Source organism: Candidatus Methanoperedens nitratireducens (assembly GCF_000685155.1).
Lineage (GTDB): Archaea > Halobacteriota > Methanosarcinia > Methanosarcinales > Methanoperedenaceae > Methanoperedens > Methanoperedens nitratireducens.
Window position 1 is genome coordinate 185,906 of record NZ_JMIY01000003.1, and the last position, 12,184, is coordinate 198,089.

The following is a 12,184-nucleotide window of genomic DNA, read 5'->3' on the forward strand; positions in this document are numbered from 1 at the left end:
GACTAAAAGCGAGTCTTATGAAAACGTTGCAAGTAGGGAACATAGATACGATCGGTGGCAGATTTAATGGTGCCGACCTCCATCGTCAACTCCTCAAACGAGGAATAGAGTCACAGTTCTGCGTCTGGACTAAAGAGACAAATTATAAAAATACATGGCGTTTGACTGACTTTCCGGGTCGAGGGTTGTTAAACCGCGCGATAAATTTGGTTGAAAGAAAGTTATCTCTTCATTCAGTCCTGTATCCCTTTTCCTGGCAACTCCCATTTGACAAAAGATTTCATTCTGCAGATATCATTCATTATCATTTAATTCATACTGGATTTTTTAGCCTGTCTAGTCTGCCCACATTGTCGCGTCTGAAACCTTCTGTTTGGACGTTGCACGACCCATGGGCAATGACCGGTCATTGTATTCATCCTTACAAATGTGAGAAATGGAAAACTGGTTGTGGAGAATGTCCCCGCTTGAATACGCCGATATCAATGCTAAAAGACCACACCGCTTTGATGTGGAACATTAAGAAATGGGCTTACAAGAATGCAGATATAGACATTATTGTTGCTTCCAAGTGGATGCTAAATATGGCGAAGCAAAGTCCGTTACTTTCTAATTTCCGTTTGCATCATATTCCATTCGGGATAGATTTGAATGTATTTCATCCAATGGATAAGGAAAAAGCAAAACACATATTGGGAGTAAAACCAGGCAGTATCGTTCTTGCTTTTAGAGCAACATCTAATGAATTTAAAGGCCTTTCATTTATCAAGCACTGTTTGCACAAACTGAAATTAAGACAACCGATTTGTCTAATAACCCTCCACGAGAGAGGGCTATTAGATGAATTCATAGATAAGTACCAAATAATTGACATGGGGTGGGTTTCCGCTGATAAATTACCCATCGTTTACAATGCTTGCGATATTTTCCTAATGCCTTCTACTGCCGAAGCGTTTGGAATGACAGCGATAGAAGCCATGGCATGTGGAAAGCCTGTGATTGTTTTTGATGACACTTCTTTACCAGAAGTAATCTTTGCGCCAAAAGGTGGAATTGCAGTTCCGCAGGGAGATGTAGAGGGCTTGATGCATGCGATTGAGAGTTTGATTGAAGACTCTCAAGCTCGTCAAGAAATAGGTGATTCAGCTATAGAACTGGTTAGAAAAAATTATAACCTTGAAACATTTATGGAGAGAATCATGGAATTGTATCGCGAAGTGATTAAACTCAGAGAATAAGGATACTAATGAATCTCCTCATCCTCGGCGCCTATGGCATGTTAGGACACAAGCTTTTCCAGAAGCTAAGCCAGCATTTTGACACGTATGCAACCTGCCGCAATATCCGCAAAGAAGAGTGGATATCTCAGATACTTCCTACGGATCGTTTAATACCCAGTGTACAGGCAGAAGACTTTGACAGTATCTTGAAAGCAATTAATGCAGTCCGCCCGGATGCGATCATTAACTGCATAGGCATTATCAAGCAGCTTGATGCTGCAAAAGACCCTATCCCAAGTATTGCAATCAATGCGCTCTTCCCTCATCAACTTGCAGCAGTCTGTCAGGCTCAAGGGATCCGGTTGATCCATTTCAGCACTGACTGTGTATTTTCTGGCAAAAATGGCATGTACACGCATAAAGACATAGCTGACGCCGAGGATCTCTATGGAAGAACGAAATTTCTGGGCGAGGTTGGAGGGAAGGGATGTATCACGATCCGAAGTTCAATTATCGGACGCGAGCTGGGTACACGACACGGTCTATTGGAGTGGTTTCTTAGTCAGGCAGGCGGGACGGTGAAAGGTTATAGAAAGGCAATTTACACAGGATTTACTACTATAGAGATGTCCCACATTGTAAATAAAATTTTGGTAAATCATCCTGACCTGTCGGGCGTCTGGCATGTTGCTTCGTCTCCCATTTCCAAATATGACTTGCTCTGCCATATCAATGAAAAAATGGTGTTGAACGTCCGGATTGAACCGGATGACCAGTTTATATGCGATCGAAGTCTGGATGGGCGATTATTTGCTAAACAAACAGGTTATGTTGCTCCCTCGTGGGATAAAATGATTGAGGAACTTGCAAAAGATTCATCACCATATAATGACATTAAAAAAGCGGATGTGAAAAATTGATACTTGAAGGTAAACGTATTCTTATTACTGGGGGAACTGGCTCTCTCGGAAAAGTACTTGTGCGAAGGCTTATCTCTGGTGAGTTGGGGAAACCAAAACAGATTGTAGTGTTCTCACGAGATGAGGCAAAACAGCACTTTATGCGCCTGGAATATTTAAAACGCCAATCTGCGACAGATGATGTAATCTATCGCAATTTTCAAGAGCTTCTGACTTTTCGCATTGGCGATGTGCGTGATTTTCACAGTGTCAGTGCTGTTGTACGTAATGCGGACGTGATATTCAATGCTGCTGCACTCAAACAGGTTCCCACATGCGAATATTTCCCTTTCGAGGCTGTACACACGAATATAGCCGGGCCTGAGAATATCATCCGTGCCATTCGAGAGCATAATTTGCCCGTTGAAACTGTTATTGGGATTTCTACTGACAAGGCATGTAAACCTGTTAATGTAATGGGTATGACAAAGGCTATTCAGGAGCGTGTTTTTATTCGCGCCAACCTTGATTGCTCTGATACCCGTTTCATCTGCGTTCGATATGGTAATGTTCTTGCATCTCGAGGCTCGGTTATACCGTTATTCCATGATCAGATTAGAAGCGGAGGTCCTGTAACAATTACAACAGAGGATATGACCCGTTTCCTGCTAAGTCTTGATCAAGCTGTAGACACTATTTTTGCTGCTCTGCGTAATGCAAGGCCAGGGGAAACATATGTTCCCAAGGTCCCCTCAGCTAAGGTTACGGATATTGTTGATGTATTGATCGGTGATCGTCCCATAAAGAAAATAATTACTGGAATTCGTCCAGGAGAAAAGATACATGAGATTCTGGTTTCAGAGGAGGAAGCAAATCGTACTATTGATAAGGGTGCATATTATGCCATATTATCCATCCTGCCTGAGTTGAAAGCGGATACTCTGGAGAAATCTACAATTGGAAAAGAATTCAGTTCATCGGACAATTTAATGACAAAAGAAGAAGTTAAAGCTTTGTTTATTCGTCACAAGCTTATGGTAGAAGATAATCTCACTTATGAAGATGAGTTGCTTAGATGAAAATCCTTACAATTCTTGGCACTCGGCCAGAAATAATTCGCCTGAGTCGTATAATCCCCAAACTAGATCACCTATGTAACCATGTTCTTGTGCATACAGGTCAGAATTATGATCGAACACTGAATGAGCTTTTTTTTGAAGAACTCGATCTTCGCCTGCCAGATCATATTCTTGAATGTAAATCAAAGAGCACTATGGAGCAGATTGGCAAGATTTTAGTTGAATGTGAGCGAGTCATACAACAAGAAAAACCTGATCGTCTTTTAGTGCTTGGTGATACAAATAGTGCACTATCGGCTATTGTAGCTAAACGATCTGGAATACCTGTATATCATATGGAAGCGGGTAATCGCTGCTATGATGACCGTGTACCAGAGGAAGTAAATCGGAGAATCATAGACCATAGCAGTGATATTCTTTTACCTTACACCGAACGCAGTCGTGCTAATCTCCTCAGAGAAGGGATTCAGGGTGAACGCATCTATGTGACAGGAAATCCGATCAAAGAAGTGTTAGATTATTACACTTCACAGATTGATGCAAGCAATGCGTTGAAAAATCTCGGGGTAGAAGCGAACAATTATTTTCTGATAACATTGCACAGGGCAGAAAACGTGGATATAAAAGAGCGTCTTATAAAATTTATCGAAGCCTTCCATAAACTTCATGAGATATACAACCTTCCTGTTATATGCAGCCTCCATCCAAGAACCCGTTCCCAGCTCGATAAACGGTCTCTGATTCTTGATGGAGAAGGTGTACAGGTAATTGAACCATTTGGTTTGTTTGACTTTATCAATCTTGAAAAACACGCCAAATGTGTTCTGAGCGATAGTGGAACTGTGCAGGAAGAATGCTGTATATTTAGAGTTCCTGCTGTTACATTGAGGGATGCGACGGAACGACCAGAAACTGTGGAAGTGGGTAGCAATATGCTCAGTGGAGCTGAACCTGGGTCAATTCTTTCTTGTGTAAAGACTGTTCTGAATCAAACTTGTGACTGGATGCCACCACATGAATACCTTGAGAGAGATGTGAGTAATACAGTAGTTAAGATTGTGCTAGGATATAAATGGAGGTAGCTAGTGTTCTATCCCAAAGTATCTATTATAATTCCAGTCTATAACGGCTCGAAATATCTGCGTGAAGCGATCGACAGTGCTCTTGCACAAACTTACAAGAATATAGAAATTATTGTGATAAATGATGGATCTAATGACGGATCAAAGACAGAGATGATAGCAAAATCATATGGAGATAAAATCCGTTATTTCTATCAAGATAATGGGGGTGTTGCTTCGGCTCTGAATTTTGGTATTCGAATGATGAAAGGAGATTATTTTTCATGGTTAAGTCACGATGATATTTATTATCCGAATAAGGTTGAAGAACAAGTAAACTTTTTTAAAAAAAATAGAACCGATGTTATATTGTATACTGATTATGAGTATATAGATTCCGAATCAAAATACATACGCTCTGAAATAATTAAAAATATTGAGCCCCGACAATTTGTTTATTTTTTGATTACAAGCTATCCTATTAATGGCTGTACTACCTTAATTCCAAAAACGTGTTTCAGTAATGTGGGAGTATTCAATGAAAGTTTAAAAACTACACAGGATTATGAACTATGGTTTAGGTTGGCAAAAAAATATCAATTTATACACCTATCGAAAACTTTATTAAAATCTCGTATCCATTATGAACAAGGAACTATTGCATTGAATAATATAGTATTAAATGAATGTGATGACCTTTATCATTGGTTTATAGATGAATTGTCAATAAATGAAATATTAAGTTTAACAAACGATGCGATTGGATTATTTTATATTAAGTCTGCCATTGCATTGAAAACTAAAGGTTATATAGGAGCAGCCAATTTTACTTTGAAAAAATCATTGAGATATTTATTTAAATCAGATGTTAAATCATCATTAAAAAATATATATTTAGTTATTTATTATATTTTTTGTGAGCCTAAGATAACTGGCTATTATTATTTGAGGAAACTTAAATTAATAAAAATAAATAAGAGTTAACAATAGATATAAAATTAATATATATATATGAAAATTCTTATAATCCCAGAATATGGTACCTTTGGCGGGACGCTCACCTTTCTAAAAAGGTTATTATATATACATAATAAAAATAATATTGAAACAGCAGTATTGATTCAGAAAAATCAACAGATTCCCGAAACAATGGCCCTTTTTAAGGATTCCGGCGCAAAAGTGTATACATCCTCAAATAGATTCAAATTATTCTTACATCCTTTATTTTCACCGATATTTGATTTGTTTTTTTGTTGGAAAGCTTTTGTCTCGTATCGCCCTGATATTATAGTTGTATCAAATGGTTCACCAGGGACAATGCTCAGTGTTTTGTTCTTTCCAGTGCCCGTAATATTTGTGATGCATTCATATCCGAGAAAAAAAATGCTTCTTCCAATACGTTTTATGTGCAGAATGGCAAGCAGGTACCAAAATCGTTTTGTAACCGTTTCTCAATTTTCAAAGGAAAATATAAATCGCTTTATGGGGGTACCACTTAAGCATATTGAAGTCATATATAATAGCTTCCAGCCAATAAAAACTTATATAAACAATAAAAACGCACATATTCTTACCGTTGGACATGTGGAATGGTATAAAGATCCCGAATGTTGGTTAAGTGTCGCAAAAAAAGTCATTGATAAAAAACAGGATGTCCGTTTCTTATGGGTCGGTGATGGTGAATTGCTGAGATCCTTTAAGTTAAAAATTCATGAACTTGGCATGGAAAGCCGAATTGTTATGTGCGGTTTCAGCAACCAGATAGAAAACTATTATGCAGATGCCATATTATATTTTCAGCCAAGTTTACTCGAAAGTCACGGCATCTCAGTTGTAGAGGCTATGGCGCACGGATTACCTTGCGTAACATCCGATGCTGGTGGCCTGCCTGAATCAGTTGTAAATGGTGAAACTGGCTTTACATGTCCACCTAATGATGTGGAATGTTTTGTTTCACGAATTATTAAATTGCTGGATGATGATAAACTTAGGGAAAAAATGGGACAGTGCGGAAAATTGCGGGCAGAAATACTTTTTTCCGAAGAAGTCCAAGAGAAAAAAATGATCAGCCTATACACATCAGTATTACAAAAATAGGTATCGAAATGTCCGATTTCCAACTAAAAACCACGGTCGCGTTCATCGTATTCAACCGCCCTGACACCACCAGAAGAGTGTTCGCAGAAATAGCGAAAGCCAGACCAAGAAAGCTTCTGATTATCGCTGACGGCCCGCGCGCGGATCATCCTGAGGACGCAGAAAAATGCGCTGCTGTCCGTGCTATCATAGATGGTGTGGATTGGGACTGCGAGGTGCTGAAAAATTATTCAAATTCAATTTCTGCAACATTTGAATCAATCCTTCCCGAATGTTAATGTATGAAGAAACCTTAAATACGTGATTTCACATATATAAGAGTATGACAAATATAACACTTTCAATACCGAATGAAGTACATCATAAAATGAAAATGCATAAGGAAATAAGATGGAGTGAGGTCGTGAGAAGAGCTATTACTGAGTTTATAGGAAAGCTTGAAGAAAAAGGCGCTGAGATGACGACTAAGGAATTGCTCGAAGAGCTTGGTGATGATTTTAGAAAAAAACTGAACGAGCTGAGTTTTGAGAAAGCTGAAAAAGGGTATGAAAAAATGAGGGCTGCAGAGTGGAAAAGAGTCTCTTCGATACAAACTTTTTGATTGACGCATACAGGGGCAGGGAATCGCTCGACGGCTATACGACCATACTGAACCTCATAGAGTTCCCAAAAGCGATTGAGTTCAATCTTCTAGTTCTGTTTCCATCTAAATCCGATTATTATCTTGCTTTAAAAATTTCTACTGAACTTTTGATAACTGGAAAACCAATACCTGCTGTTGATTCAGTAATTGCAGCGGTTGTTTTGAACAATAAATTGAAGCTGGTGACAAAGGATAAGCATTTTCATATGATTAAAAATATTATTAAAGATTTCAAAGTTGATGTGGTTTGATAATGAATATGGAAGAATAAAACGCTGCATGAAATTCTACACCTCCCAATATTCATCATTATTACAAAAACAGATATAGAAATGTCTAATTTCAAACTAAAAACCCCGGTCGCTTTCATCATATTCAACCGACCTGACACCACAAGAAGAGTGTTCGCAGAAATAGCGAAAGCCGGACCAAGAAAGCTTCTGGTTATCGCTGACGGGCCGCGCGCGGATCATCCTGAGGACGCAGAAAAATGCGCTGCTGTTCGTGCTATAATCGACAATGTTGATTGGGACTGCGAGGTGCTGACCAATTACTCGGATGTAAATTTAGGCTGCAAACGCCGGGTGTCAAGCGGTCTGGACTGGGTATTCGATACAGTTGAAGAAGCAATTATTCTTGAGGATGACTGCCTGCCGCACCCGACATTCTTCCGATTTTGTGAGGAGTTGCTGGAGAAATATAGGAACGATAAGCGGATTGCCATGATCAGCGGGGATAATTTCCAGTTTGGCAGAAAAAGGACTAAGTATAGTTATTACTTCTCTCGTTACCCTCATATATGGGGCTGGGCATCCTGGCGTCGAGCCTGGAAGAATTATGACGTTGATATGAAACTGTGGCCTGAGATTCGTGATGGTGGATGGTTGCAGGACTTGCTTGGGGCTAAAATAAGCGTCTGGTATTGGAAAAATAGATTTGAAAATGTGTATAAAGGGAAGATAGATACCTGGGATTACCAGTGGGCTTTTTCATGCTGGATACAAAACGCATTGACCGTTATACCTGATGTAAACCTGGTTTCAAATATTGGATTTGATATGAACGCCGTGCATACAAAAGTCAAACATGAATTTGCTGATATGGAAATAGAACCCATGAGTTTTCCTATTTCACATTCAGATTACATATTACGCGATTCAAATGCAGATTTCTTCGTTGAAAATAAAATGTTTTCTGGTATTAAGTCATTGATGTTACGAGTTATTAAGAGAGTTATTAATAAATTGGAGGGCGTACAATAGGCTTTTCATAGATGAATTTAAATTTTAAAGCAGATAACATGTTATTAGAATAAAAGGTATGATGCTCGAAAACAAAAACAAATGTGCCTGCAATTATACAGCATTTAAGGAATATCATAAACATTCCCAGGCACTTGATTATGATGTAGAGTATGTTCAATGTGAATCATGCGGCATGATCATTGCTCCGGAATCGACGAAATATACTTTATTCAACATATATAATGCTGATTATTTTATAAATGTTGATTATAGGTAGAGGGGGCGAGCAAAAATATTGCTTACGTATATTAAATATATTTATATATTTATTTGTCTTAAAAAAATGCATATTTGCGATTTTGGCGCAGGGAATGGATATTTAAGTAAATTTCTGATTAATAATGGATTCAATGTTTTGGCTTATGAACCATTCAATCAAAATAATACATACTTAGAAAAATCATACTACTGTGACAAACCTTTCAATGCAGATGTACTATTGATGGTAGAAGTCTTTGAACATTTCACTAATGCATTTGAAGACATTCATAAAATCTTAACTGATTTTCATAACCCCAAATTAGTAATATTTACAACAAGATTAACCGATAATGCTAACGAACCTATCGAGGATTGGTTCTATTTAGATCCTGATTCAGGGCATTTCACTTTGTGGTCAAAAAAAAGTTTGACTTTGCTTGGTGAAATGAACGGATACAAATTGATATCTTTAGATGATACATTTCTTCACATCTTTTGCAAGGCATCAGATATAGAGATGTGCAATAATCTTAAAATTTTATCAATTCCTACAAAGTTTGCAGTGAAGGTAAGAGGAGTCATTAAGAGGTTATTCAAATGAAAATACTTTATGACCACACCGTATTTCAATTCCAGCGATATGGCGGAATATCAAGATATTTTTACGAACTCATAACAAAGCTTTCAATAAAAGAAGAGGTGGGCATAAACCTATTCCAAGGTTTTCACATAAACGAATATGACCTATCAGAGCACAAGCAAAATTTTGACTCATACTGGGGGCATAAATGGAATTACAAAAAACCCGCTGCACAGTATATAGCATATATATTATTTACAATTCCAAATAACATTTTATTTTATAATTATATGAGCTCGTCGGATGTTAATATATACCATCCAACATATTACAGAAACGATTTGGACAAATATAAGAAATCAGCAATTGTGTTAACAGTGCATGATATGATTCATGAATTGTACCCCGACCAGTTTATAGATAGCAGGTTTGTAATTAAAGCAAAAAAAAAATCCATTGATACAGCCAATCTAATAATATGTATTTCTCAAAATACAAAAAAAGATTTAATGAACATATATGACGTACCCGATGATAAAATAAAAGTCATATATCATGCAAACTCGCTGCCTAAATCTAATGAATACCTGAAATGTGCTGATTTTGAAAAAATATATTCAATAACCAAACCATTTTTATTATATGTCGGTGATCGAAAACGTAGTTACAAGAATTTTACGATGTTGCTTGAAACATATTCGACTAAGCTTTCAGATCGCTTTGATTTGGTCTGTTTTGGTGGAGGAGATTTTAATCATAATGAATTAAAAACCATTAAAAATAAAAGATTTTCCGGGAAAGTAATTCATTTAAGCGGTTCAGATCATCTGCTTGCATCGTTATATAAAAATGCATTTTGTTTCATATATCCATCTTTATATGAAGGATTTGGCATCCCATTGCTTGAAGCTATGGGAATGGGATGTCCGGTCATTGCCGCTAACACAAGCTCAATCCCGGAGGTTGTGAATAAAGCGGCTTTATTGTTTGATCCCAATTCAAAAGATAGTTTAATTAATGTAATTGAATTGTTAGAAAGCAATGAGTCAAGGCGTGAGAAATTGATTAATCTTGGTTTAGAACAAGAGAAAAAATTCAGTTGGGCCAAAACTGCTAATGAAACATTTAAAGTTTATGAGTATGCATATGATTTAAAACATTGATCAAATAAGCATAACTCCCGAAATCATTTATGGATAATAAAGAGATACACGGAAATAAAACAATGAACCCCAAATCCCCAATCTACATCGCAGGCCACCGCGGCATGGCCGGCTCAGCTTTAAAACGAAAACTGGAATCAAAAGGTTATACCAACATCATAACCCGCACTCACAGCGAGCTCGACCTCACCAACCAGCAGGCGGTAAACAACTTCTTCGAAACCGAAAGACCTGAATATGTTTTCCTGGCAGCAGCAAAGGTCGGCGGAATCCTTGCAAACAGCAAATACCCGGCTGATTTCATCTATGAAAATCTCATGATAGAAGCCAACGTCATCCATGCCGCATACTCCCATGGCGTGAAAAAACTGCTATTCCTCGGCTCATCATGCATATATCCCCGACTTGCGCCGCAGCCGCTCAAAGAAGAATACCTGCTCACAGGCGAACTTGAGGTCACAAACGAGGCATATGCTATTGCAAAGATTGCGGGAATACGAATGTGCAAGCATTACAACCAGCAGTATGGGACGAACTTCATCTCAGTCATGCCAACCAACCTCTATGGACCTAATGACAACTACGACCTTGAGACATCGCATGTCATGGCAGCACTTATACGCAAGTTCCATGAGGCAAAGGTGATCAATGCACCAGAGGTCGTTGTGTGGGGCACTGGAGCACCCAGGCGGGAATTTCTGCATGTGGATGATATGGCAGATGCGTGCGTGTACCTGATGGAGAACTATGATGCAGCGGATATCGGTGAGTTTGTCAATATCGGAGTAGGAGAGGATGTTACGATCAGGGAACTGGCTGAGTTGATAGGTGAGCTCGTGGGATACAGTGGAGAGATCGTGTACGACTCCACAAAGCCTGACGGGACGCCGCAGAAGCTGCTGGATGTCAGCAGGCTGCACGGACGGTGGGAAGCAAGGATATCGCTAAGAGCTGGAATTAAGCAGGCATATGAGTGGTATGTAATTAATAAGTGATGAATAATGACCTCAAAACCCTTAATTTCTGTTATTGTAGCCGTGTATAACGGTGCTAAAACCTTACAGCATTGTATCGATAGTGTATCTAATCAGACGTATCTCAATAAAGAGCTTATTATCATTGATGGTGGTTCTACAGATGGCACGATAGAAATTATAAAATCCAATCAAGATAAAATCACTTACTGGGAGTCAGAGCCTGACAACGGTATCTATCATGCATGGAATAAGGCACTGGGCCATGCCAGTGGAGATTGGATATGTTTCCTGGGATCTGATGACTATCTCTGGAAAAGTAGTGTATTTGAAGAGATAATACCGCATATGATCAAAGCGGAATCTCAAGGTACGCGAATGGTGTATGGGCAGGTTGCAAGAGTAACAGAAGATGAAGAGATATGTTGTCTTGATGGTGATTCGTGGGAGTACACATGGAGGGGCATCATTATAGATGGAATAGGCTCTTTTGCACATCAAGGGATGTTTCACCATCGCAGCATCTTTGAACTTTATGGAATGTTTGATGTATCTTTCAAAATAGTAGGAGATTATGAACTGCTAATCAGGGTGTTTAAGGAGGGAGGAAATGCAATCTTTGTAAATGGATTGATCGTTACAGGAATGCAAATTGGAGGAATTACTTCCAACTGCGTAAAGCTGGTTAATGAAATGGCCAGAGCACGCAGAAAAAATCGACTGAGGGTTATTACAATACCATGGCTCATATCCTATGCCTGGGCTATTTGCTTTCCATTTTTAAATTATATAATTGGAGAGAGGTATGTTAGATATTTAGTTAACTTTGGAAAAAGCTCGGTAACGTATCTTTCTTACAAGAAGAATGTTATTTTAGAACACAAGAATGATCAATGAATCAATTTAATTCATGACAAAAGTTTAATCGATAAAAAAGATGAATATACAAAAATCCACAATCTT

The 12,184-nt window shown here is 38.3% G+C and carries 14 protein-coding genes; all 14 read left to right on the forward strand.

The window, feature by feature from the left end; genetic code table 11:
• The first annotated feature begins 17 nt into the window (after window positions 1–17).
• The 14 genes from ANME2D_RS07550 to ANME2D_RS07620 all read left to right on the forward strand — a co-directional run bounded on the left by ANME2D_RS07550 (window position 18) and on the right by ANME2D_RS07620 (window position 12,118).
• On the forward strand, window positions 18–1,238 hold the full coding sequence (locus ANME2D_RS07550; protein WP_048090219.1) for a glycosyltransferase: 1,221 nt from the start codon (window positions 18–20) through the stop codon (window positions 1,236–1,238).
• A gap of 8 nt (window positions 1,239–1,246) precedes the next feature.
• A complete protein-coding gene (locus tag ANME2D_RS07555; protein WP_048090220.1) occupies window positions 1,247–2,140 on the forward strand; it encodes a dTDP-4-dehydrorhamnose reductase family protein in 894 nt (297 codons plus the stop codon).
• The gene (locus tag ANME2D_RS07560; RefSeq protein ID WP_198527371.1) at window positions 2,137–3,198 is read left to right on the forward strand and encodes a polysaccharide biosynthesis protein; all 1,062 of its coding nucleotides are present in this window, start codon (window positions 2,137–2,139) and stop codon (window positions 3,196–3,198) included. The genes ANME2D_RS07555 and ANME2D_RS07560 overlap by 4 nt, the downstream gene beginning before the upstream one ends.
• A complete protein-coding gene (gene wecB / locus ANME2D_RS07565; RefSeq protein ID WP_048090222.1) occupies window positions 3,195–4,280 on the forward strand; it encodes a non-hydrolyzing UDP-N-acetylglucosamine 2-epimerase in 1,086 nt (361 codons plus the stop codon). Before ANME2D_RS07560 ends, wecB begins: the two co-directional genes overlap by 4 nt.
• Window positions 4,281–4,283: 3 nt before the next feature.
• Window positions 4,284–5,243: a glycosyltransferase gene (locus tag ANME2D_RS07570; RefSeq protein ID WP_048090224.1), complete on the forward strand. Its 960-nt coding sequence runs from the start codon at window positions 4,284–4,286 to the stop codon at window positions 5,241–5,243.
• Window positions 5,244–5,270: 27 nt separating this feature from the next.
• Window positions 5,271–6,356 carry a glycosyltransferase family 4 protein gene (locus ANME2D_RS07575; RefSeq protein WP_048090226.1) on the forward strand — a complete coding sequence of 362 codons (1,086 nt, stop codon included), beginning with the start codon at window positions 5,271–5,273 and terminating at the stop codon, window positions 6,354–6,356.
• A gap of 8 nt (window positions 6,357–6,364) precedes the next feature.
• Complete coding sequence (locus ANME2D_RS07580) at window positions 6,365–6,634, forward strand: hypothetical protein (protein ID WP_048090227.1); 270 nt, start codon at window positions 6,365–6,367, stop codon at window positions 6,632–6,634.
• Between the two features lie 44 nt (window positions 6,635–6,678).
• Window positions 6,679–6,957, forward strand: a complete 279-nt coding sequence (locus ANME2D_RS07585; RefSeq protein ID WP_048090232.1) for a hypothetical protein — start codon at window positions 6,679–6,681, stop codon at window positions 6,955–6,957.
• A complete protein-coding gene (locus tag ANME2D_RS07590) occupies window positions 6,924–7,250 on the forward strand; it encodes a type II toxin-antitoxin system VapC family toxin (protein ID WP_048090233.1) in 327 nt (108 codons plus the stop codon). The genes ANME2D_RS07585 and ANME2D_RS07590 overlap by 34 nt, the downstream gene beginning before the upstream one ends.
• Window positions 7,251–7,331: 81 nt before the next feature.
• On the forward strand, window positions 7,332–8,261 hold the full coding sequence (locus ANME2D_RS07595; protein ID WP_048090235.1) for a hemolytic protein HlpA-like protein: 930 nt from the start codon (window positions 7,332–7,334) through the stop codon (window positions 8,259–8,261).
• Window positions 8,262–8,586: 325 nt separating this feature from the next.
• Window positions 8,587–9,105, forward strand: a complete 519-nt coding sequence (locus ANME2D_RS07605; protein WP_157834010.1) for a methyltransferase domain-containing protein — start codon at window positions 8,587–8,589, stop codon at window positions 9,103–9,105.
• Window positions 9,102–10,247, forward strand: coding sequence for a glycosyltransferase family 4 protein (locus tag ANME2D_RS07610; RefSeq protein ID WP_048090240.1), 1,146 nt, complete (start codon window positions 9,102–9,104; stop codon window positions 10,245–10,247). Before ANME2D_RS07605 ends, ANME2D_RS07610 begins: the two co-directional genes overlap by 4 nt.
• A 29-nt stretch (window positions 10,248–10,276) precedes the next feature.
• Window positions 10,277–11,242 (forward strand): GDP-L-fucose synthase family protein, encoded by a 966-nt coding sequence (locus ANME2D_RS07615; RefSeq protein ID WP_277812916.1) that lies wholly within the window; start codon window positions 10,277–10,279, stop codon window positions 11,240–11,242.
• A 6-nt stretch (window positions 11,243–11,248) separates the two neighbouring features.
• The gene (locus tag ANME2D_RS07620) at window positions 11,249–12,118 is read left to right on the forward strand and encodes a glycosyltransferase family 2 protein (protein WP_052368656.1); all 870 of its coding nucleotides are present in this window, start codon (window positions 11,249–11,251) and stop codon (window positions 12,116–12,118) included.
• The last annotated feature ends 66 nt before the right edge of the window (window positions 12,119–12,184 follow it).